Below are 21,714 nucleotides of genomic sequence, written 5' to 3'. Positions count from 1 at the left end.
CGAAGGCGGCCCGGCTCAAGCCGGACCGCCCAACGCCGGAAGGAGATGCGATGTCCGAGGCGCCGGCCCGGAAACCCGCCGAGGCAGCAGCCCGGCGATCCGATCCCGACCTGGCGCTGACCGCAGAGGCGCGCCCGGCGCCGCGCGCCCGGCCGGCCCCCCGGGCGCCGCGTGCGCCGCGGCCCATTCCGCGCCCCGCCGGCCCCCTCGATCGATTGCGGGTCCGGGCCGACCGGATCCTGCGCCATCCGGCCGGCATCGTCGGCGGCCTCCTCGTCCTCGGGGCGGTGGCGGCGGTGGCGGCGAATGCGCTGAGCTTCCAGACCGGGCGCCACCCGGCGCCCCTGTTCGCCAAGGCCCCGCCCTCGTCCGCACCCGCCGACACGCTGGCAGCCGACAAGGCCGCTTCCGCGGCGTCGGCCCGGGCCTCGAACGATGGGGCCCGCGCACCGGACGAGACGGGGCAACGGGCTTCCGGAGAAGCCGCCCCACGGGCGGGAAAGCCCGACGGGATCGGCGCGCTGATCCGGGGCGAGGATCACACCACCGCCTCGGTCGGCCCGAAATCCGCCCCCGCGAGGACCGCGAAGCCGGCACCGGTGAAGGAAGCCTCCGCCAGGGACCCGGTGCCTAAGGAGAGGCCTGCCAGGGACACCGCGGCGAAGGCCGCCTCCGCGAAGGCGAGTCATGCGCCGGTCCGGGAGGCGCGGGCCGAGGAGGCGGTCAAGGCCTCGGCGCTCCACGCGGCACCGGTGCCGGGGGCAAAGCCCGACAAGGCGGTCGCCTACGCGCAGCGCGCCCTGATCAAGCTCGGCTACGGCCCGCTCGCCGTCGACGGCATCGCCGGTCCGGGCACCCGCGCGGCGCTCGCCCGCTTCGAGCGCGAGCGCCGCCTGCCCGGCGCCAGCGTGGCGCGCCGGACGTTGCAGGAACTCGAGGCGCGCTCGGGACTCAAGCCGGAATAGGGGCCGGGCGCCGCGCGGCGCCCAGCCCGTCCACGTCTTACTCGGCGCTGCCGAACACCCGCCGGAAGATCGTGTCGACATGCTTGAGGTGGTAGCCGAGGTCGAAGCACTCGGCGATCGCCTCGGGCTTGAGCGCCGCGGTCACCTCCGTATCGGCCTGGAGCAGGGTGAGGAAGTCGCCCTCGCCGCGCCAGACCGGCATCGCGTTGCGCTGGACCAGCCGGTAGGCGTCCTCGCGCGACACGCCGGCTTGGGTCAGCGCCAGCAGCACCCGCTGCGAGTGGACGAGGCCGCCGAGCCGGTTGAGGTTGCGCTCCATCTGCTCGGGATAGACGAGCAGCTTGTCGACCACGCCGGTGAGGCGGGCGAGCGCGAAATCGAGGGTCACGGTGGCATCCGGGCCGATCATACGCTCGACCGAGGAGTGCGAGATGTCGCGCTCGTGCCAGAGCGCCACGTTCTCCATCGCCGGGAGCGCGTAGGACCGGACCATGCGGGCGAGGCCGGTCAGGTTCTCGGTCAGCACCGGGTTGCGCTTGTGCGGCATCGCCGAGGAACCCTTCTGGCCCTCGGAGAAGTATTCCTCCGCCTCCAGCACCTCGGTGCGCTGCAGGTGGCGCACCTCGATCGCCAGCCGCTCGATCGACGAGGCGACGACGCCGAGCACCGCGAAGAACATCGCGTGGCGGTCGCGCGGGATGACCTGGGTCGAGACCGGTTCGACCGTCAGCCCCATCTGCGCGGCGACGTATTCCTCCACCCGCGGGTCGATGTTGGCGAAGGTGCCGACGGCGCCAGAGATGGCGCAGGTCGCGATCTCGGCCTTGGCGGCGACGAGGCGGGCGCGGGCGCGCTCGAACTCGGCATAGGCCTGGGCGAGCTTAAGCCCGAAGGTGACCGGCTCGGCATGGATGCCGTGCGAGCGGCCGATGGTCGGGGTCAGCTTGTGCTCGAAGGCCCGGCGCTTGAGCGCGGCGAGCAGCCCGTCGATATCGGCGATGAGCAGGTCCGCGGCGCGGGCGAGCTGCACGTTGAGGCAGGTATCGAGCACGTCCGACGAGGTCATGCCCTGGTGGACGAAGCGCGCCTCGGGCCCGACGATCTCGGCGAGATGGGTCAGAAACGCGATCACGTCGTGCTTGGTGACGCGCTCGATCTCGTCGATGCGCGCGACATCGAACACCGCGTCACGGCCCTTCTCCCACACCGTGGCGGCGGCCTCCCTCGGCACCACGCCGAGTTCGGCGAGCGCGGTCGTGGCATGGGCCTCGATCTCGAACCAGATCCGGAAACGCGTCTCCGGCGACCAGATCGCCGTCATCTCGGGCCGGCTGTAGCGGGGGATCATCGTCGAGGCTCCTGCTCTAAGGGGCGGGGGGTGATGCCGCGACGGCTAGGGTAAGCGGGTCGAGAAGGCAAGGAAGGGGAGGGCGGTGGCCACAGCGCCCTTCGATTGCGGCTCGAACCGGGGCTGCGCCGAGCCTTCGGATCGAGGTTTCCACCCGCGACCTCATCCTGAGGTGTCAGTCGATTGAAAATCGACTGACCTCGAAGGAGGGCTCCAGGGATCGCGCTGGCATCTGGAGCCCTCCTTCGAGGCTCCCGTTGGTCGCACCTCAGGATGAGGTCGGGGATGGGAAAGGCTGGTACTGCAAGTAAGCGGTTCCGTTCTCGAATTTTCGTCAAGCCTCTGGCTTGGCATAGACAATTCGAGATGGCTCAATGGCCCGATGCGTCAGCATCTCGGGCCATTGGTATAACGTGGTCGTGAGACGCCGCCCCCTCAAAACCGCATCGTCAGCCCGCCATTCACCGCATACCCATCCCCACCCGTCCGGGCGAAGGTCGTCCCCCCGGTCAGGGTCAGGCTCACCCCCGGCGTCAGGTCGGCGGCAAGGCCCGCCTCGACGAGGCCGTAGGTGCCCCGCGCCCCACGACCGAGCGGGGTGAGGATCGGCAGCAGCGGGGTCGAGGTGAGCGAGGTCACCAGGGTACGGCCGCCCTCCAGGAATTCGTGCTCGGCGGTGACATTGACGAAGGCCCGCAAAGGCAGGCCGACGAGGCTGAAGGGCGCGGCGCGGACCTGCAATCCGGCGCGGCCGACCAGCGAGTCGAGGCCGGTGGCGCCGACCGATTGCGTCAGCACCGGGTCGCCCCGCTCGGTATAGGCGCCGACCCGGGTGGTGGCGTAGGTGAGGCCGACGATCGGGCCGAGGCGGACGGGGCCGAACGCGTCGAACAGGTAGCCGGCCTTCGCCGCCACCGCGACGCTGTCGCCGCCGGTGGCGCCGTTCAGCGGGTCGATCAAGCCCGGCCGGGTCACGGCATAGTCGTGGCGGCCATAGGCCAGGACCGCGTCGGCGAACAGGTTCCGACCCGTGAACGAGCCGTAGGCGGCAAAGCCGTAGCTGTCGATGTCGATCGACCCGGCGCCGCCCCGCAGGTTCGCGTGCGGGTTGGCGTAGTTGAAGGCGAAGCCGAAGCGGATGCCGGGCGTCGGCGTGGCCTCGAGGCCGATCGTGCCGCTCGGGCTGTCGTAATCGTAGCCGGTGGCAAAGCCCCGCGTCGCCCGGCTGCCGCCGGCATAGCCGCCCTGGCCCCACACGATCAGCGGGCTCGCAGCCGCCCCGAGCGGTGCGACGCCGGAGCCCGCCAGCGCCCCCGTCACGGCGCCGGGAGCGGGGGCGAAGAGCCGGTAGGCGTCGAGGCGCTGGAGCAGGGCGCCGGCGAAGCTCGTCGTGCCGATCTGGCCGAGCTCGGCCTGGGCGGCGATGCCGTTCGGCGCGGCGACCGCGTTGGCCATGTAACGCGACAGGACGAGGTAGCCGCCCTCGGTGAGATGCACCCCGTCGAGGGAGAGGAAGGTGTTCTGCACCGCCTTCGGCGCCGTGAGGCAGGCGGCGACGAGGGCGCAGGGCGCGGTGGCGTTGGTGAAGCCGTAGCGGCCCGGATCGGCGATGATGCGCTGGAAGATCTGGCCGTTGTCGAGGAGAAAGATCCGGGTGCCGGCGGTCGCGTAGGGCGCGAGGCCGGCCTGGAGCCCATCGAAGTAGCTGCGGGCGAAGATGTCGCCCGAGGCGGCGTTGCCGGAGGCGGCCACCCGCGGCAGGCCGTTCAGGGTGGTGAAGCCGTTGAACACGATCGTCTGCGCGCCGGCGCCGACGATCTGGCCGACGCTGCTCACCGCATTGGCCGCCGAGGCCCGGCCGAGGAACGGGGCCTGGGCCGGGGTGAGGCCGCCGAGCGTCGCCGCGATGCCGTCATTGCCGCCGATGTTGATGGCGACGAGGGTGCCGGGGCCGAGGCGCTGGCCACTCGCCAGGAACGCCGCCACCTCCTGGGTCAGGCCCGGCAGCAGGGGCGAGCCGACATTGCCGGTGCCGGTCTGGGCGCCGCCGACGGCGTAGTTGGTCACCGCCCCGCTCGGCAGGCCGTAGATCGCCTGGAGCCCGTCGACGAAGTTGGCGCCGTTGGAGTAGCGGCCGTCCAGGTAGGGTGCGGGGAGGGGGCGGCCGGTGAGGCGCACGATGTTGCCGGTATCGGCGTAGCTGTCGCCGAAGACCGTCAGCCCGGTCACGCCCTGCGCGGAGGCGCCCTGCACGCCAGCGAGCGCCGTCCCGGCGAGCCACGCACCGATCCATCCCGCCCGGCGCAGGCGCCCGAACCCGTTGCCCATCGTCGTCTCCCCCGCAGCCCGCGGCGCTCTTCACGCGCCTGCGGCCTCGCCATGGGAGGGCGCGGGGCCAGTCCGGTCAAGCTCGAGGTGATGGCGTTACGCAACAGACAAGAAAACGGGCCGTCCTGTGGCCGGCCCGCGACAGTCTTCGCGTCTTCAGGCTTCCTCCACCCGGGCCCATCCATTCGGCATCAGCCGCTCCTGGGGCGTGAACTTCGCCTTGTACTGCATCTTGCGCGAGCCCTCGACCCAGTAGCCGAGATACAGGTAGGGCAGGCCGAGGCTGCGGGCGCGCTCGATGTGGTCGAGGATCATGAAGGTGCCGAGCGAACGGTCGGCCTCCGCCGGATCGTAGAACGAATAGACCATCGACAGCCCGTCGGAGAGCACGTCGGTGAGGCAGACGGCGATCGGCGAACCGGTGCCGCGGCCGTTGATCGCGGTGTCGGGCCCGCGCTTGCGGTAGACAACCAGATGGGTCTCGACGTGGCTGTCCTCGACCATCATCGCGTAGTCGAGCACCGTCATGTCGACCATGCCGCCGTCGCCGTGGCGGGCATCGAGGTAGCGGCGAAACAGCGCGTATTGCTCCGAGGCCGGCCGGTTGGCCTGGGCCTGGCCGACGAGGTCGCGGTTGCGCTTCAGCACCCGGCGCTGGCTGTCGCTGGGCGCGAAGTCTCCCACGACCACCCGCACCGAGATGCAGGCCCGGCAGGTCTCGCAGGCCGGCCGGTAGGCGATGGTCTGCGAGCGGCGAAAGCCGCCCTGCGTCAGGATCTCGTTGAGGTCGCGGGCGCGCCGGCCGACGAGATGCGTGAAGACCTTCCGCTCCTGCTGCCCGGGCAGGTAGGGGCACGGCGAGGGCGCCGTGAGGTAGAATTGCGGTGCGTCCCGCGGATGGCTGGTCACGCGTCGTCGGTCTCGCAGGGGGCCGGCCAGGGGGGTGGCACAGGCGCCGGGATGGCCAGGATAGCACCGGCGCGGCCCGCCTCAACAGGGGCGGGCCGCGCCGGCACGAATTCCTTGGATGTAAGCGCGACCGGCGCCGAAGGTTGCAGCCTCAGTCGCTCACGCGTCGCGGACGACCGCGAGGTCGAGGATCAGGTCGTGGCCCATCCGCCGGTCCGCCCGGACCACGCCGATGCCGATGTCGAGGAGCCAGAGCAGGAAGGTCGACAGCGCGACATAGAATAGCAGCGCGTGGACGCCGGCCGTGATCCAGTCGATCGGCCCGCCGGTCGTCGCCCGCACCGCCCGAAGGCCCATCATCCGCATGCCGAGCGTGCTCTGGCGCGGCCCGCCGACGGTGATCGCACTGTAGATGACGCCGCTCGCCGGCAGGATCGCGTAGAGCGCCCACGCCACGCCGAAGGTGATGACCCCGAGGAGCGAGATCGCCAGCCACAACAGGCAGCTGAAGCCGAAGATGAACGCGATGTCGAGCAGGTAGGCGATGAAGCGCCGCGACAGCGAGCCATGCGCCACCAGCACCGGCGGCCCGGCCCAGCCCGGCGGGGGCGCATAGCCCTGCTGGTAGGGACCGCCATAGGACCCGCCCTGGGGACCACCTTGCCAGGAATTCGCCATTCGCTCGTCTCCGCTCGTCCACCAGGTGCCATAGGTGGGCGCGGCATCCATCGCTCTCAAGGGCAACTCGCTCCCGGGCGTCTCGTCCCGGGGGGTGACGGCGTCGGCCGATCTCGCACCTGCGTCATCCCGCGAATGCGGCGCCCGTCGGTCCATCCCGTGCCTCTGCACACATTGCCGTAGATGATGGGGGATTAAACTGGCGATAGACTGGGTGTGTGTTCACGCACATCGATGATGTTTGTCGTCGATCAAGGTCGTTCCAGCGCAATCGGCGTCCTTCTCCACGGCGGGGCGCCGAAAGATCGGGGATGGCTTCCATGACGACGATCGGTCTCCCGAAGGCTCGCCGCCGTTGCGACGGCCCTGCCGCTCCTCGACGCGCCGATGGTGGCCGACCGGGCGGCGACATCCCTCGACCGGCGCGATTCCGGGATGCGGCTTTGGGCGGCGCAGCCGGGACGGCGGTGAGCGCGACACCCCGGCACCGGCCACGCGCGACGCCCGAGGCGACACGGCTCCGCCCAGTTCCTCTGGGGAACGCGACTTAAGGAAAAACCCGGGACAGCGACGGAGCCGATGCGATGCGAGATTAAAACCCGGTCGTCATTCGTTCAACAAACAAACAAACGGGAGGACGATCCTTGGCAGAAGCCCCTCATGCGAGGACGAGCCCGAAACGGGAGGGACGGCCGCACGCTGCCGCGCTCGGTGCCGCGGTGGCAGCTTGCTTCCTCGTCGCGGCGTCCGGGCCCGCCCGGGCCGGTTCCGCGGCGCAGCCCGGCCAGTCGCTCGGGCTGCCGGTCGGTGCGCAGATCCCGCACGGCGTGTACTGGATCACGACGACGAATTTCGGCGTCCGCGACACCGGCCCAGGGGTGACGCCGCTCAACGTCAACGCCACGACCCTGGCCTGGGCGACGCCGTGGGACATCCTCGGCGGGCGGCTGCAGCTCTTCGCCGCCGGATCGTACTCGGCCATCAGGCCACAGGACAGCGACTGGCAGAGCGGCCTCGGCCAGCCGCTGCTCGCCGCCCAGCTCGCCTGGGACCTCGGCGGCGATGTCGGCTTCAGCTATCTCCTCGGCGGCTACCTGCCGAGCCAGACCGGCTTCGCGATCCAGACCTCGTCCCTGACGCACCGCTTCGCCCTGAGCTACGTCGGCAACGACTGGAACCTGACCGGCCACCTGTTCTACGGCCACTTCCTCGACGACAGGTCTCGTTCGGGCACCGTCTATCCCGATTACCTGAACCTCGATCTGACCGCGACGAAGAAGTTCGGCAAGTGGCAGGTCGGCGGCGTCGCCTTCGCCTCGACCGACCTGCCGACCGGCGTGGCGGGCGCCCGGCCCCAGGGGCAGATCGCGGTCGGCGGGCTGATCGGCTACAATTTCGGCCCGGTGAATCTCCAGGCCTACGTCACCCGGGATCTGGTCGACCGCAACTACGGCGGCCGCGACACCCGGGCGTGGCTGCGGGCGGTGGTGCCGCTCTACCAGGACAAGCAGGAGGCGGCGCCGAACCGCACCCTCGTGACCCGCGAGCAGTCGCGCTGAACCCCTGCGGCGACCGGTGGATCAGCCGCCCGTCGCCGCGTTGCCAAGCGGCCCGATCCGCCGCGGCTCCAGCCCCTCTCGCCTGAGGGTCTCCAGGATCTCGGCGGTATGGCTCGGGCCCCGGGTCTCGATCGTCACGTCGATCGAGACGCTTTTGGCCGGTACGTCGAGATGCAGGCGGCCATGCGAGACCTCCAGGATGTTGGCCCCGAGTTCCCCGAGCCGCCCCGCCACCTGGCCGAGCACGCCCGGCCGGTCGCTCGCCGTCATCCGGAACGAGATGATCCGGTCCGCGCGCTCCAGTTCGCGCACCATCACCGAGGCCAGCAGCCGCGCGTCGATGTTGCCGCCGCACAGGACCAGCCCGACGGTGCGGCCGGCGAAGAGATCGGGCCGGGCCAGCAAGGCCGCGAGGCCGGCGGCGCCCGCGCCCTCGGCGAGGCTGCGCTGGAGCGTGGCGTAGTCATGGACCGCCCGCTCGATCTGCGGCTCGTCGACGAGGACGATCTCGCGCACGAGGTCGCGGATGATCGGCAGGGTCAGGCGGCCGACGGTCTTGACGGCGATGCCCTCGGCGAGCGTCGGCCCGCCGATCGGCCGGTCCTGCCCGTCGATGGCGTTGAGGAAGGAAGGATAGAGCGCGGCCTCGACGCCATACAAGGCCACCCGCGGCCGCAGGCTCGCGGCCATCGCGATCCCGCTCATCAGGCCGCCGCCGCCGATCGGCACCACCAGGCAGTCGAGGTCGGGGGCGTCCTCCAGCATCTCGAGCGCGATGGTGCCCTGGCCGGCCATCACCAGGGGATCGTCGTAGGGATGGACCAGCACGAAGCCGTGCGCCTCGACCAGCCGGTCGACCGCGGCCGCCGATTCGACCAGGGTCTCGCCCTCCAGCACCACGGTGGCGCCGTGGGCGCGGGTGTTCTCGACCTTCACCAGCGGGGTCGTCGCCGGCATCACGATGGTGGCCGGGATGCCGAGGCGCTTCGCGTGGTAGGCCACGGCCTGGGCATGGTTGCCGGCCGACATCGCCACCACGCCGCGGCGGCGCTCGGCCTCCGTCAGCGCGCTCAGGCGGTTGACCGCGCCGCGCTCCTTGAAGGCCCCGGTCGCCTGCATGTTCTCGTGCTTGACCAGAACCCGCGCGCCCGTCAGCTCCGACAGGCGCGGCGCCGGCACCAAGGGCGTGCGCAGCACGTGGCCGCGGATGGTGTGGGCGGCCCGGACCACGTCGTCCGGGGTGATGGCGTAGGGCTGGCTCAAGCGCGAATCTCCGGGCAGCCCGACTGTACGGCCTGCACCGGCCGGCGTCAGCCCGCCCCCGGCTCGGCCACCGCCGCGTCCGGCGTGTCGAGGTAGTAGTGCTTGAGCAGGTAGAGCGCCGCGCCGCCGACCGGGCCGCGGTCGCTGGTCAGGCCCGAGAGATCGGTGCGGCTCAAGCCCGAGAACTGGCAGACCGCGTAGCGGGGCAGGGGGCTGCGGCCCGCGCGGTCCTGCGAGAAGTCGATGCGGATGCTGCGGTCCTGCGGCCCGGAGGCCTCGCGCAGGACCGTGACGCGGGCCCCCGCCGGCACCAGGGTCGGCAGGGTGCGCCGGCAGATCCGGGCCTGCTCGGGGTCCGGGCTGCCCGCGCAGGCGGTGAGGCCCGCGAGCGCCGTGAGCGCCGCGAGCCCTGCCACGAGTCCCGGACTCACCCTCGCTGCCGGGGTCAACCTTGGCGCAGCCGCTCGGCGACCCGCGGGGCGAAGTAGGTGAAGATGCCGTCGGCGCCGGCGCGCTTGAAGGCGGCCAAGCTCTCCAGCATGGCCCGGTCGCCGTCGAGCCAGCCGTTCTGGGCGGCCGCCGCGATCATCGCGTACTCGCCCGAGACCTGGTAGGCGAAGGTGGGGACCGAAAAGGTCTCCTTCACCCGGCGGATCACGTCGAGATAGGGCATGCCGGGCTTCACCATCACCGAATCCGCCCCCTCGTCGAGGTCGAGGGCGACCTCGCGCAGGGCCTCGTCGGTGTTGCCGGCATCCATCTGGTAGGTGCGCTTGTCGCCGACCAGCGTGGCGTTGGTGCCGATCGCGTCGCGGAACGGGCCGTAGAAGGCGCTGGCGTACTTCGCCGCGTAGGTCATGATCTGCACGTCGCGGTGCCCGGCCCGGTCGAGCCCGGCCCGGATCGCGCCGACGCGGCCATCCATCATGTCGGAGGGGGCGATCACGTCGGTGCCGGCCTCGGCCTGGATCAGGCTCTGCTCGACGAGGAGCGCCACCGTCTCGTCGTTGACGATGACCCCGTCCTCCAGGAGGCCGTCATGGCCGTGGCTGGTATAGGGATCGAGGGCGACGTCGGTGATGACCCCGATCTCCGGCACCGCCTTCTTCACCGCCCGCACGGCGCGGCAGACCAGGTTGTTGCGGTTCAAGGCCTCGGAGCCGGTGGCGTCGCGCAAGGACGGTTCGACGAACGGGAAGAACGAGAGCGCCGGGATGCGCAAGGACGCCGCCTTCTCGGCCGCCCGCACCGCCTCGTCGATCGACAGGCGCTCGACGCCCGGCATCGAGGCGACCGGCTCGCGCCGGCCCTCGCCCTCGATCAGGAAGATCGGCCAGATCAGGTCGTCGACGGTCAGGGTCGTCTCGCGCACCAGGCGGCGCGACCACTCGGCCTTGCGGTTGCGCCGCGGGCGCTGGGTGAGACCGAGGGAGGCCGGCTCGGTCCGGGCGGCTTCCCGGGCGAGCGGCCGGGGCATCGGCTGGATCTGCGACATCCGGGATCGGGCCTCCTCGTGGCCCGTCCGCGCCGGGCCTGATTCTTCGTCGAATTCGTCCAATCCGCAGGTAGCACGTTCCGGGCGGCGCCAGAACCCGGGCGGAGGTGCAGGGACGGGAAGCGGGCGCATGGCAGGGCCGCGGCGGCGCCCGCGCCGGTGATGCAGGTTTGTCGGGGAAAAGAAGAGGCTCAAGTTTCCCCTCTCCCCGCGGGCGGGGAGAGGCCTGAGCTCCGAAGGGGCTCAGGAAGCCCGCAGGGCGAGGGTGAGGGGGTGTTTCCGGAGGAGCCTCACGCGTCGAGACCCCTTCACCCTCGCCCTGCGGGCTTGCTGCATTCCCTGAACAGGAATGCAGCCCTCTCCCCGCCCGCGGGGAGAGGGGATTACCCGCGCCCTTCTTTGCCCCTGACATCCCGTGCCGTTGACGCGGCGGGCCGCACCCGGTTAACCGCCCTTAACCGGGAGGGTGCATCATGGGCGACGCGGACGTGACGGCGGACGACACGGTTCTGTGCGAGCGGCGGGGTGCGGCCGGGCTCATCACCCTCAACCGGCCGAAGGCCCTCAATGCGCTGACCCTCGAGATGGTGCGGGCGATGCGCCGGGCGCTCGACGCCTGGGCAACCGATCCGGCGGTGACCCGGGTGGTGGTGCAGGGCGCCGGCGAGCGCGCCTTCTGCGCCGGCGGCGACATCCGCCGCATCCACCAGGAGGGCAGCGCCGGGCGCTTCACGGAGGCCGAGACCTTCTTTCGCGAGGAATACGAGCTCAACGCGCTGATCCAGCGCTACCCGAAGCCCTACATCGCGCTCATCGACGGCATCGTGATGGGCGGCGGCGTCGGCGTGTCCCTGCACGGCTCGCACCGGGTCGCGGCCGAGCGCACCACCTTCGCGATGCCCGAGACCGGCATCGGCTTCTTCCCCGATGTCGGCGCCACCCATGCCCTGCCGCGGCTGCCGGGCTTCGTCGGCACCTATCTCGCGCTCACCGGCGAGCGGATCGGCCAGGGCGACGTCGTCGCCTTCGGGCTCGCCACCCACGCCGCCCCCGCCGCCCGCTTCCCCGAGATCCGCGACGCGCTCGGTGAGGGCGGGCCGGTCGAGGCGGCGATCGGCGCCGGCGAGTCCCCGGCCCCCGGGCCGCTCCACGCCGAGCGGGCGCTCATCGATTCCTGCTTTTCGGCCGACAGCGTGCCCGAGGTGCTGGCGCGGCTCGACGCCGCCGGGTCGGACTTCGCAAGCAAGACCGCCGCGACGATCCGCACCCGCTCGCCCACCAGCCTCGTCCTGGCTTTGGCCCAGATGCGCCGTGGCGCCACCCTGTCCTTCCCGGAGGCGATGCAGCTCGAATACCGCATCCTGTGCCGGATCCTGCGCGGGCACGACTTCTACGAGGGCGTACGCTCGGTGCTGATCGACCGCGACGGCAAGCCGGACTGGCAGCCCGCCACCCTGGAGGCGGTCCGGCCGGAGGACATCGAGGCCCATTTCGCGCCGATGCCCGGCGAGCCGAGCTTCACTTAAGGCCATGCGCTCTCTCAGCAAGGTCCGGGGCGGCCCCCGGCGCGCAGGGTCCGAGGAAGTCGCCGACCGCATCGAGCGCCGGCCCCCGCGGCCCGAGACGCGCTGGGACGTGGTGCTGGTCTGGCTGATGCGGGTCGTCGCGGTGGTCTGGATGGTCAAGGGCCTGAGCGCCTGGGCCGAGATCCTGGGCGCCCGCCCCAATGCCGCGCCGTTCGAGACCGCGCCGATCGGCCGGCAGGCGGTGATCGTCTATTTCGGCGTCATCAACCTGCTGGCGGCGGTGGGCCTGTGGCTCGCCACCGCCTGGGGCGGGGTGGTGTGGCTGCTCGCCGCCACCTCGGCGATGGTGCTGGCGCTGCTCACGCCGCAGCTCCTGCCGATGTCGATTCCGAGCCTCGCCTTCGACAGCGTGATCATCGTGGTCTACTTCGCAGTCTCTTGGCTCGCGTCGCGCGAACTACGCTGATCCTCAACCTTTCTCGAAAGTGAACGATCAGGTTCATCTTCGGTTTACCGACAGAGGTAAATCGAGAATTTATCCTGTCGTTTAAACTCACATTCACGGGCGCTCCCTAATTTGAACCCATAAGCGGAGCGGGACGAAACCGCCGAGCACCCCCGTACAGAGTGAGGCGTTCCGATGAAGACCCAGGCGACGAAGGTGGCGCAGACGACCTCCGCTCCCGAGACCGAGACCGCTGTCCGTCCCCACTACCTCGAGGCTCTCCACCTGGTCGAGCGCCTGCACCGCCGGCTCCTCGACGTGATCAAGGACGAGTTCGACCGCCGCGGCCGCGAGGACGTCAACAGCGTCCAGGCGCTGCTGCTCTACAACATCGGCGACAAGGAGCTGACCGCGAGCGAGCTGCGCACCCGCGGCTACTACCTCGGCTCGAACGTCTCGTACAACGTCAAGAAGCTGGTCGAGGCCGGCTACCTGCACCACGCCCGCTCCAAGACCGACCGCCGCTCGGTCCGCATCAGCCTCACCGACAAGGGCCACGAGGTGCACGAGATCGTCCGCGGGCTCTACGAGAAGCACTCCAAGACGATCCAGCCGATCGGCGGCATCTCGGAGGACGATTTCGGCCGCCTCAACACCGCGCTCGCCCGCCTCGAGCGCTTCTGGACCGACCAGATCCGCTACCGGCTATAGTCCTGAGAAATCACACGTTTCCCCGTGAACAGGGGGCGAACTGGGGCACCCGGTCCCTTCGTGGGTCATCCGGGTGCGCGCCAGCTGCGCGCCAGTCAGGACAGCCCTCGCGCGGTGAGGCACTTCGGGGAAAGCACCAGGTGGCCCCCACCCTCGCGCGTGAACCAATTGTCCTCGATGCCGTGGACAATTAGCCATGCACCGGCTGGTCCGGGCGCGCGCACGTTTAGAGCCCACGTTTTGCCGATGTGGCCGGGGCTCAAACCTTCGCCCAGAATCGCCGCTTCGCTCCGGTCGGCGGGCTCCCCATGCCCCATCTCAAGCAGCAGCCTCCGGGCAGTCGTTACTGAGAGGCGGGGCTGGCGTTTGCTCTTCCCCTCCCATGAGGCGGGAAGCTCCATGCCAAACTGGATGGCGTGAACGATGTGATCCTCAGTGGTCAGGTGGCGGCTCTCCCACAAGCGTTGCCAGTGAGCGTCGCTCATCAGGTCGGTCGCGTGCCACCACTGAGCAAGCTCGCAATATGGCCGCCCGAATTTGTCCAACTCGCGGGGTTTGATCGCCACCCCCAGCAGCTCCTGCACGCGCAACACAAAGGGCATCCGCGCAAGACCCGGATGGCGCAGGTACAAAGCCTCTGGCTCACCGTATTCCTCATCAGGCTCCTGGTACACAATGGGGAAGCGGTACATTCGGCTTGGTGCGGGTACCTCGTCCGGATTCGTAAGGCCCCTATTGAGGTTCAGCAGGAAGTCGTTTGCCTCCAGCCCTGCCGCGATGATGCGGTCGGCAATGGGTGTTGGCGTCCGCACTGAAACTGGCGGGGCTATAAAATCGAAAGCGAGCTGGGGAACGGCGTTCACATCCTTAGTCTCCGTTGGTTGGGGTTTCTGGCTGGCCTAGCGCCTGATTCAGGCTGGCGAGGTCGCGCCGGTAGATCTCCATGGCCCACGGCTTGCCGCGGTTACGGCTGAGAGCACCTAAGATGTAGGTGCGACCGATTTCCACGGCTGCCTCAAGGCGGCTGATTCGTCCTTCGCTTCCTTCTGGTTGAGCGGTGGGCGCAGGGTCCCCACCGCTACCCACTGGCCGCTGGGGGCACTCACGATGGCCGGGGCGAGGCGCAACGGAAGGAGTGGGGAGCCCGACAGGGCTCCGGCCAGCCTCTCCGGTTGATGCCACCCGCACTTCCCCGCCGGGGCCGCCGTTGATCCGGGAGGCCACCCAAGCCAAAGCCTCGGCCTTAAGATGCTCCGGCACTCGAACTAAGACGGTCTTGCACCCCCACTTGCCTGACCCGTGCTTGCGCCCGGCTCCCGGCCTCGCTCCGCCTTTCATGCATTGTCCCCTCCCTTATCACCCGGGCGCGCAAGCGACCGGCCCAACCATCTTTTACGCTGGGCCGTAAGGCCCAACTCCCGCTTTCTCTCCGATAGCCAATTCCCTTTCTCAGACGGGCATACCGGCTGCGCGGGCTTAGGAATTGCAGGTACTCGCGCTCTGCACTTTCTCGCCACCGCCGGTGACGGCGGCGGGGCCAAAGGCTCCCCGTTCAAAACCAAGAGGTGGAAAAGAGGAGGGGGAGCTTTGGGCATACCTAGAGGGCTTCCCTTACTCTCTCGCGCAAGGAAAAGAACCTGTCAGCCCTATCTTTTGAATCCTCGTTCACATTTTCAATGAACCACCATAGATCCTTAATCAGCGAGTGAGTGTCACCAGTGAGTGAAGGCGCATTCAGTGATGCGCGAACATCAGCTTCGACCTCCTGCATAACGCTTGAAACTGCATTAAGAATATCGGTCTGGCTGCTGGGCATATAGTTTTTGAGAGAGGTTCCTTTTGCCCTCAGAATACGCTCGGCATAAACCGCCACTTTTGTTGCGCTCATGTTCTGTCTTTCGTTGTCCTTTAATATGATTAAAAACCTATTAAACGTCAATTAAAAAACTCAGCCTAGTGAGAAAATGAAAGCCCTATTGACCCGGTGAAAATTCCCGGGCCTTATAGGCTTCCTCATACCTTTTACGGAGTGGCCCATGGCCGCTAAATCTCAGGAACCTGACTACGCGGCCGACGTGGTGGAAAACTTCCGCCAACTGGAGTTTGAGCAGCAGGTATCTACCCTCCACGTCCTTCAGCGCATCATCGAGGAAGGTGCCGCCCAGCGGCGCAAGGAACTCATGGACCAGCTCGCCCAGCTGGACGCGCTGACCGGTCGGCCGGAACCTGCGCTCCAAACTAAGCAGGCAGGAGAAGGCCGTACCGGCAAGCCCGCGCCGCCTAAGTACGAATCGAAGAAAGAGCCGGGAGTTACTTGGTCTGGCCGTGGTGCCGATCCGAAGTGGCTCCGGGCCGAGATGGAAGAAAGCGGCCTCCCGAAAGAGGCATACCTGATCCAGCAGGCGGCAGAATGACGAAAGGCCCGGGAAACCCCGGGCCTCTTTCATTTGCAGATACGAAACTCGTTGACCTTGATGCACCGCTGCACCGGCGGTTTGGGTTTCGGGGGCGGCAGAGTCACCGGCGCGGGCTCCTGCACGTACCGCACCGGCGGCGGGGGCGGCGGCAACGGCTCCGGTACCGTGATGGGGATGGGGCGCACCGGCCTGGGCTCGTCCGTCTTCATCAGCAGCTTCTGGATAGGCTCGGGGATGTGCAGCTCGCACCCCCTGGCGGAGAACGCCACCGCACCGGCGGCAACGATGCCGCACAAGGCGGCGGCAAACAGCGGGTGATGGATAGCGGCGCGGGCGCGCTCGCGGATGCTGGGTCTCTCCTCGATGGGAACGGCGGCGGCGGCCGGGCCGGGCGGCGGGGTGGCTGTGGCAGGCTTGGTGGGGGTCATGGGTCCTCCTGCGGTTGGCGGGAGGATTGGGCCATGCCCTCGGGCCCGGCGGCAGCTTGCGTGTCGGGGCATATCAGGGCGGGAACGGGCAATGTGACCGCGCAAGGCGTCGGTCCGATGGCAGCCAGACTTCCCGGACCGGGCGGCGGGTCAAGGCCGGAGAGCGGCAGCGTGCCTTGAGGCGCTGAAGGGGCAGGGGTACCCCACCAACAAAAGAAACCCCGGCGCATCACTGCGGCGGGGTCTCCCACATGGACCGTAACGTGGTGCCTCACGAGATAGGGATCACCTCCTTCCTAAAAGCGGATGGCCTGCTGGCGCATCACGCGGCTGTAGTGCTGCTCCCACAACATCTTCCATGCCTCCTCGTAAGAGAGATGCTTGGTGACCTCGCCGGGGGCGTGGAGACGCGCCCGGTAGGGGTAGGCGGGCTCGACCTCCAGCCAGAATGTCAAACGGCATCGGAACGGGACCCCTGATCGGCGTCCAATCGGGCCCCCTTGTTGAGCATGCGCGACGCCCCTGCTCAGCCCGGCGAAGCGGGTCGGGGTGGCGCAGCCGGGCTGAGCAGGGGGCCAGGATGAGCCGCGCACAGGCCGCCCTCACGCCCGGTTCTTGAAGCGCCAGCTCTCGTTGCCGGTCTCGACGATCTCGCAGTGGTGGGTCATTCGGACACAGTTCATGTCCAGGTCGCTGCCGCAGAACTTGGCATGACGCTGTTTGCTGGCTGCGGCCATCAGGGTGCGCCCGCTGCCGCAGGCTGGATCGTTCACCCTTGCCCCGGGCTCGATGGGGCCGGTGATCTCGGCCATGAGCGTGCAAAGATGCTCGGGCGTGAAAAACTGGCCTTTCTCGCCCTTGGTCACTCGGTCCTGAAAGATATGGCCAAGATAGTCCCGGAACTCGCCCCGCCGGTCAGCCTCCTTCATAGCGTAGAGCCAGCCCCCAAGGGCTGAGGAGAACAGGTCCGCGTTGCGGTCGCCGCTCCGGCGGTTGTCGAGGTAGGGGCGTAGCGTCTCCAGATACAGCTCCTCCTGCTTCCCGCCGGTGAAGGCGCAGCAGGACATGGTGAGCCAGTCCGCAAAGACGCGGGAGAACGGGTGCCCCCGGGCCGCAATCTGATCCAGCGGTTTCAGGATGTGATGGGCGTCCGGATACATCGGCGGCCTCGGGGACTGGCCGCAGGGTCGCCGGTGAGCCCCGGGCCGTCAGGACGGCAGGCCGGGGCAGATGGGGGCAGAGGAATAGCCCCTTGCGGGGCTACTCGATCACGATTTCATCCGGCCGGTAGTGGCCGGAGCCGACCAGGACGGCGGTGGCCTCCTTGATGGCCTGGGCGCGGGTGCGTCGGCCGTCACGCCCGCGCACAAAGCCCTGTGTCAGGCCGATGCAGCAGGTTTCCCCGTAGATGCTCCACCGGTGGCCGTTCTGACCGGCCCCGTAGTAGTAGCCCTCGCGGGTGTAGCCCTGCCGGTCCACCCTTATCAGGGTCACAAAGACCTTCACCGGCACATAGTCGTCGGTTTCCATGGAAAAAGCTCCGGTGTGAGATAACCACCAAGCCTTTGCCAGTAGCTTACCTTTGTCCAGAAAAAGTATTTGCGTAAGGGCCGAGATTACCTTCTGCATTAACCGACCATCGTTAAGCGGATTGGGAGGGCCTATCTCCCCAAGCCAGCTCAACAGGGGTTATGATCGGTATTGGCGGCACGACGCCACTCTCAAGGATTTCCATGATCCTCGCATGGGCTTGCTCTGAGGCCGGAGATTTCTCATCGTGTGAACCGAGCGATACGATCATGGTATCCATCAAAATTCTTAGTCCCCAGTGCAGTGCAAATGGAGCCCAGTAGCTGGTGAAATTCTTGGACGCTATGTGCATCTCCTTGTGAGTGCCCCAGGCCCGGCGCATCAGTTCGTTAGGTGAAAAATGCACAAATTTCGACGTGGCCTCATATATGAAATCGTATTCCGCCTTTCTCCCAACCTGCTGAGCAATATGAGAGACCGTCGGCTTCACAGAATTCTGTCGCCATCCGAGCTTATTGCCTAGCGATTTTAGAGTTGCGCTAGCTTCGCTGCTAGCCGCCAGGAAGTGCTTCACAAATTTCATCGTGAAGCCAACCGCCTTCATCCCGTCTCGTCCGATGTAGTCGAGCTGCACTTGCATAGCTTCTCTGGCATTCTCGCGTGCCATGTTCACAATCAGCTTGGCCGCGACATCGGGGTGTTTGGCCAGGTATTCCAGCCACAGCATCTCTTCGTATGCCGGACGTAGTAAGCATACACCGAACGCACCGTGCCCTGTTTCACAAAGAGTCAGGATAGCATTTAACCCCTCCCTCTGCCGGACTACGGCAGCGCGTCTGACAATCTGATACAGCTCTTCATCGGACCCTTTAGCAAAGGGCATCCGACTGATGTCGCCAATAACAGTGTCGATGAGTCCCATCATCTCCCGGATCAGCTTTACACGCTCATCCAACGGCATTGAGTCTGGTTCTGTGCTCATAGTGCCCGCACACGTGACGAACAGAAGCAATAAACTATTTGACATGAACCCAAGCTGCAAGCTGAATAGCTGCGGGCGGGTCGCCCTCAGCGCCCGCCTGGCTAAACATTAGCTGAGGGAGCCACAAAAGAAAGCTGAGGCCGTGCATGAACATGCCCGCGTAAAAGAACGCCCAATCTTATTTTCTGGACCTATGGTCCGCGCCATCCTTGAGGGGCGCAAAACCCAAACCCGGCGGACGCTCAAGGTCCAGCCGCGCGGCCACCATTGGGAGTTTCTGCAAAGCTATCAGCTACGTTGTCGGCTCTTTGGCACTGGGAATGGCCTATGTGCCCGCTTTTCCCATCACATTAAGGAAAATCCGCTTGAGGACTGCGTTCAGTGGGTCCGCTGCCCCTACGGCCAGCCGGGTGACCGGCTTTGGGTGCGGGAGACGTGGCAGGTAGTCCGCGAAACCACCGATTATGAGACCGGCGGAGAGTCGGACATCTATGATTGGCCCGGAACACTGGAAGAAGCTCGCCAGCACCTAAACGGTGACGCTCGTTTCAGCACTAAATCAGGGCTGTATTACGCCGCTGATGGCGAAGACGTGAACCCATGCAATTTCTACGATCTAATTGGCTTGAAGGGAGAGGTTTTAGCTGAGCGCGAGATGCGTTGGCGGTCGTCCATCCACATGCCCCGGTGGGCCAGCCGCATCCTGCTGGAGATTGTCAGCGTGCGGGTGGAGCGGCTGCAGGACATCAGCAAAGACGACATCAAGGCCGAAGGAGGATGCCAGCGTGAGATGATGGCGTTCGGCCCCAATCCTGCCGAGGCGTTTCCAAAATTTTGGGACAGCATAAATGGCGCCGGAAGCTGGGACGCGTCGCCATGGGTCTGGGTCGTTGAGTTCAAGCGGGTGGAGGCATAGCCATGTCTCTACCCTACGAAAATGCCACAAGCGGCGCCTCTGCCCGCGCTGAAGCCACGAAGATCCTGCGCCGGTTCGGCTGTGATCAAATCGGCTTCATGGATGATTTCGCCACCCACACCATTATGCTCCAGTTCCGCTGGCGCGGGCACCCGGTGGAGTTCCGGGTATCGGCCGGTGGGTGGGCGGCGCTCTACCTCAAGGCCAACCCCTGGAATAGCCGCCGCCGCGGTACTGCTGCCCAGTGGGAGCGCGCGGCGCTGGAAAAGGGCCTGCTGGCGGCGGACAGCATCATCCGCGACTGGGTGAAGGGAAACGTCACGGCTGTTGAGTCCGGCGCGCTGTCGTTTGGGCACGTCTTTGCGGCCTACCTCCTCGATGGCAACGGCAGGCCGCTGATCGGCGCTGAGGCCGTCAAGCTGTTGGAGGACCGGTCATGACCACGGCATCCCCCAATCGCCTGCGTAAGGCACCCTCGCGGTTCACCACGGTGCCCAACGCGCTCCTGCGCGACGCTGAGCTGTCTCTGAAGGCCAAGGGCCTCTACTGCCTCATGTACTCCAAGCCGGATGACTGGACATTTTATGAGTCCGCTTTGGTGAAGGAAAGTAAGGATCAAAAGGACGCTGTTAGGGCTGGCTTGCAGGAGCTTCTGGACCGCGGATGGCTCAAGCGCGAGCGTTCCAAAACTGAAACAGGCCAGTTTGCGGCTTATGAATATGAAATCTGTACCGAATCAAACCAGAGCGGATTGTCCGCTCCGGCAAAACCGCCGCGGGAAAACCGCAGCGGAAAACCCGCCTCTAGTAATACTGAAAAAGAAAATACTGAAACAGATACCCCCTTACCCCCTACGGGCGTTTCGGGGGTGTTTGGAATGATGATTCTCAATTCATGGAATTGCTGAGCGCATACGCGCTCCTAAACCCTGACCGGGCTGACGCTCGCAAGGCATGGGATGTATGGGTAGCCAAGGGTCTCAAGCCGTCCTTCGGGCTCATCATACGGGCGCTGCCCTCGTTCGCCCAGCGGCCCGGCTGGCGGAAAGAGGATCGGCGCTACGTCCCTGCCCTCAGCAAGTGGCTGAGGAATGAGGAGTGGCGAAAAGTTGCGCTAAGTATCCCGACCTCCGACGAGGCTAGGAATCGCCGGGCAGTTATAAAGGCAGGCCTTGATGCATACGCTCGAATACAAACCGACGAACGTCGGGGGAAAACGCCTTCCCCCAACGATATTATTGCAGTTAAAAGATGGAAAGAATTATAAATTAAGCATATTTGCTAGATTACATCTTACTTGCACACTACCTTCTCGCGTTCTCTAACCATGTTTTTTATTAATACCCAAGCATTTCTTACTTTGAACTCAGCAATTCGAAGAGGTTCATTCAGCCGCGTTAGATCGCTGATCTCAGGAACCTTAGTATCACTGCGTAGGGTTCGCATCAGATATTGAAGGTTCTCCAATGCGTTCCGTAGCGTTACTGCTTCCGATAATGTAATAGAAGCAACATTTGCGGGCTTATACTGAGATTGCACAGCAGACATTAGCCGCTCAGAAGAAATAATTTCAAGTATATAAAGCGTTGCAGCTTCAAAAAAACGACCTTGATTGTCGCGAAGCCGCAATAAATTCTTCTTAGATGGATTTTGACTATAATCTTTTATAGCTTTTAGAAGACCTTCGTCTCCTACGTCGCCATACGGCTCGCCGTCTAGGGAGTCTATACTGAGAGCGAGACGATAAAGTCTTGTTTCCAGATCTAATAATTTATTGACAGGAAACAGGCAAAGCTCACTTTGCGGGCTTTCTCGGGTAGAAAAATATCCAAATATATAGCTTGCGTTATCACCAATCGCCTTGATTACCGTCTGAGCAACTTCGAACCAAGCGCTGACCTGCGCTGTAGCTATGCCCGGGGAATGATTCAGTGCAACGAAACTTGCGCCGGTCATTAACAAAGAACGGCGGCTCATCAGGGGATAGTTTATTCTTTCAGACATGCGTTTGTTACACCTAGTGTCAGCCGATGCGATAGAGAACAGCTAGCTATCGTTTATTGAAGGATTCGGGTGCAGTCGCAGATACCTCCACTGGCTTGCCTCTCGAGCCCCATTCTCATAGGCCAATCATCAGTGATTTCGGAGATAGCACAGTCGAGTTAGTAGGCGAAGGGGGAGTTTGGCACGATTCCCAATCTCGCAAGCCTCGAAC

At 66.2% G+C, this 21,714-nt stretch carries 23 protein-coding genes and 1 pseudogene; 9 read left to right on the top strand and 15 right to left on the bottom strand.

Annotated features, from left to right (window positions below; translation table 11 throughout):
- Window positions 1-50 precede the first annotated feature (50 nt).
- A complete protein-coding gene (locus tag F1D61_RS28885) occupies window positions 51-965 on the top strand; it encodes a peptidoglycan-binding domain-containing protein (RefSeq protein ID WP_203155464.1) in 915 nt (304 codons plus the stop codon).
- 37 nt (window positions 966-1,002) lie between these two features.
- Here the strand turns inward: F1D61_RS28885 and purB are convergent, their stop codons facing one another.
- The 4 genes from purB to F1D61_RS28865 all read right to left on the bottom strand — a co-directional run bounded on the left by purB (window position 1,003) and on the right by F1D61_RS28865 (window position 6,228).
- Window positions 1,003-2,313, bottom strand: coding sequence for an adenylosuccinate lyase (gene purB, locus F1D61_RS28880; protein ID WP_203155462.1), 1,311 nt, complete (start codon window positions 2,311-2,313; stop codon window positions 1,003-1,005).
- Window positions 2,314-2,748: 435 nt separating this feature from the next.
- The gene (locus F1D61_RS28875; protein WP_203155460.1) at window positions 2,749-4,641 is read right to left on the bottom strand and encodes an autotransporter domain-containing protein; all 1,893 of its coding nucleotides are present in this window, start codon (window positions 4,639-4,641) and stop codon (window positions 2,749-2,751) included.
- 156 nt (window positions 4,642-4,797) lie between these two features.
- Window positions 4,798-5,550, bottom strand: a complete 753-nt coding sequence (locus tag F1D61_RS28870) for an arginyltransferase (RefSeq protein ID WP_203155459.1) — start codon at window positions 5,548-5,550, stop codon at window positions 4,798-4,800.
- A 159-nt stretch (window positions 5,551-5,709) separates the two neighbouring features.
- A complete protein-coding gene (locus F1D61_RS28865) occupies window positions 5,710-6,228 on the bottom strand; it encodes an RDD family protein (protein WP_203155456.1) in 519 nt (172 codons plus the stop codon).
- A gap of 719 nt (window positions 6,229-6,947) precedes the next feature.
- Between F1D61_RS28865 and F1D61_RS28860 the strand changes: the two genes are divergently transcribed.
- Entirely contained in the window at window positions 6,948-7,787 is an 840-nt protein-coding gene (locus tag F1D61_RS28860; RefSeq protein WP_203159330.1) for a transporter, read from the top strand.
- 21 nt (window positions 7,788-7,808) lie between these two features.
- Here F1D61_RS28860 and F1D61_RS28855 read toward each other — a convergent pair whose 3' ends face one another.
- From F1D61_RS28855 to hemB, 3 genes are read right to left on the bottom strand one after another with little or no spacing between them, the layout of a single operon-like run.
- Window positions 7,809-9,050: a threonine ammonia-lyase gene (locus tag F1D61_RS28855; protein ID WP_203155455.1), complete on the bottom strand. Its 1,242-nt coding sequence runs from the start codon at window positions 9,048-9,050 to the stop codon at window positions 7,809-7,811.
- Window positions 9,051-9,097: 47 nt separating this feature from the next.
- Window positions 9,098-9,481, bottom strand: a complete 384-nt coding sequence (locus F1D61_RS28850; protein WP_246775589.1) for a hypothetical protein — start codon at window positions 9,479-9,481, stop codon at window positions 9,098-9,100.
- Window positions 9,482-9,495: 14 nt separating this feature from the next.
- Window positions 9,496-10,545, bottom strand: a complete 1,050-nt coding sequence (hemB, locus tag F1D61_RS28845; RefSeq protein ID WP_203155451.1) for a porphobilinogen synthase — start codon at window positions 10,543-10,545, stop codon at window positions 9,496-9,498.
- 473 nt (window positions 10,546-11,018) lie between these two features.
- Between hemB and F1D61_RS28840 the strand changes: the two genes are divergently transcribed.
- The 3 genes from F1D61_RS28840 to ldtR all read left to right on the top strand — a co-directional run bounded on the left by F1D61_RS28840 (window position 11,019) and on the right by ldtR (window position 13,227).
- Window positions 11,019-12,071 (top strand): enoyl-CoA hydratase/isomerase family protein, encoded by a 1,053-nt coding sequence (locus tag F1D61_RS28840; RefSeq protein ID WP_203155449.1) that lies wholly within the window; start codon window positions 11,019-11,021, stop codon window positions 12,069-12,071.
- A gap of 4 nt (window positions 12,072-12,075) precedes the next feature.
- Window positions 12,076-12,537: a DUF6163 family protein gene (locus F1D61_RS28835; RefSeq protein WP_203155448.1), complete on the top strand. Its 462-nt coding sequence runs from the start codon at window positions 12,076-12,078 to the stop codon at window positions 12,535-12,537.
- Between the two features lie 174 nt (window positions 12,538-12,711).
- Window positions 12,712-13,227, top strand: a complete 516-nt coding sequence (gene ldtR / locus F1D61_RS28830; protein WP_203155446.1) for a transcriptional regulator LdtR — start codon at window positions 12,712-12,714, stop codon at window positions 13,225-13,227.
- 95 nt (window positions 13,228-13,322) lie between these two features.
- On the opposite strand, the gene F1D61_RS28825 is transcribed toward ldtR, so the two are convergent.
- Entirely contained in the window at window positions 13,323-14,090 is a 768-nt protein-coding gene (locus F1D61_RS28825) for a hypothetical protein (protein WP_203155444.1), read from the bottom strand.
- Between the two features lie 734 nt (window positions 14,091-14,824).
- Complete coding sequence (locus F1D61_RS28820) at window positions 14,825-15,115, bottom strand: hypothetical protein (RefSeq protein ID WP_203155442.1); 291 nt, start codon at window positions 15,113-15,115, stop codon at window positions 14,825-14,827.
- Window positions 15,116-15,263: 148 nt separating this feature from the next.
- Between F1D61_RS28820 and F1D61_RS28815 the strand changes: the two genes are divergently transcribed.
- Entirely contained in the window at window positions 15,264-15,641 is a 378-nt protein-coding gene (locus F1D61_RS28815; protein ID WP_203155440.1) for an H-NS family nucleoid-associated regulatory protein, read from the top strand.
- A gap of 29 nt (window positions 15,642-15,670) precedes the next feature.
- On the opposite strand, the gene F1D61_RS28810 is transcribed toward F1D61_RS28815, so the two are convergent.
- The 5 genes and pseudogenes from F1D61_RS28810 to F1D61_RS28790 form a co-directional block, all read right to left on the bottom strand.
- Window positions 15,671-16,072 carry a hypothetical protein gene (locus F1D61_RS28810; protein ID WP_203155438.1) on the bottom strand — a complete coding sequence of 134 codons (402 nt, stop codon included), beginning with the start codon at window positions 16,070-16,072 and terminating at the stop codon, window positions 15,671-15,673.
- A gap of 296 nt (window positions 16,073-16,368) precedes the next feature.
- Complete coding sequence (locus F1D61_RS28805; RefSeq protein ID WP_203155436.1) at window positions 16,369-16,527, bottom strand: hypothetical protein; 159 nt, start codon at window positions 16,525-16,527, stop codon at window positions 16,369-16,371.
- 276 nt (window positions 16,528-16,803) lie between these two features.
- A pseudogene (locus F1D61_RS35470) lies at window positions 16,804-17,001 on the bottom strand (N-6 DNA methylase); the annotation flags it as partial.
- Between the two features lie 331 nt (window positions 17,002-17,332).
- Window positions 17,333-17,602: a hypothetical protein gene (locus F1D61_RS28795; RefSeq protein ID WP_203155434.1), complete on the bottom strand. Its 270-nt coding sequence runs from the start codon at window positions 17,600-17,602 to the stop codon at window positions 17,333-17,335.
- 112 nt (window positions 17,603-17,714) lie between these two features.
- Entirely contained in the window at window positions 17,715-18,563 is an 849-nt protein-coding gene (locus F1D61_RS28790; RefSeq protein WP_203155432.1) for a DUF5677 domain-containing protein, read from the bottom strand.
- Window positions 18,564-18,777: 214 nt separating this feature from the next.
- Between F1D61_RS28790 and F1D61_RS28785 the strand changes: the two genes are divergently transcribed.
- Genes F1D61_RS28785 through F1D61_RS28775 form a run of 3 tightly spaced genes read left to right on the top strand, consistent with a single transcriptional unit; the run spans window position 18,778 to window position 20,407 of the window.
- Window positions 18,778-19,500 carry a hypothetical protein gene (locus F1D61_RS28785; protein WP_432443332.1) on the top strand — a complete coding sequence of 241 codons (723 nt, stop codon included), beginning with the start codon at window positions 18,778-18,780 and terminating at the stop codon, window positions 19,498-19,500.
- Between the two features lie 2 nt (window positions 19,501-19,502).
- The gene (locus F1D61_RS28780; RefSeq protein WP_203155430.1) at window positions 19,503-19,940 is read left to right on the top strand and encodes a hypothetical protein; all 438 of its coding nucleotides are present in this window, start codon (window positions 19,503-19,505) and stop codon (window positions 19,938-19,940) included.
- The gene (locus F1D61_RS28775; protein ID WP_203155429.1) at window positions 19,937-20,407 is read left to right on the top strand and encodes a hypothetical protein; all 471 of its coding nucleotides are present in this window, start codon (window positions 19,937-19,939) and stop codon (window positions 20,405-20,407) included. Before F1D61_RS28780 ends, F1D61_RS28775 begins: the two co-directional genes overlap by 4 nt.
- A 385-nt stretch (window positions 20,408-20,792) precedes the next feature.
- Here the strand turns inward: F1D61_RS28775 and F1D61_RS28770 are convergent, their stop codons facing one another.
- Complete coding sequence (locus F1D61_RS28770; protein WP_203155427.1) at window positions 20,793-21,476, bottom strand: hypothetical protein; 684 nt, start codon at window positions 21,474-21,476, stop codon at window positions 20,793-20,795.
- Between the last annotated feature and the right edge of the window lie 238 nt (window positions 21,477-21,714).

The organism is Methylobacterium aquaticum (assembly GCF_016804325.1).
Classification (GTDB): domain Bacteria; phylum Pseudomonadota; class Alphaproteobacteria; order Rhizobiales; family Beijerinckiaceae; genus Methylobacterium; species Methylobacterium aquaticum_C.
Note: the sequence above shows the minus strand (reverse complement) of the source record. Positions and strands in the feature narration are given on the sequence as shown.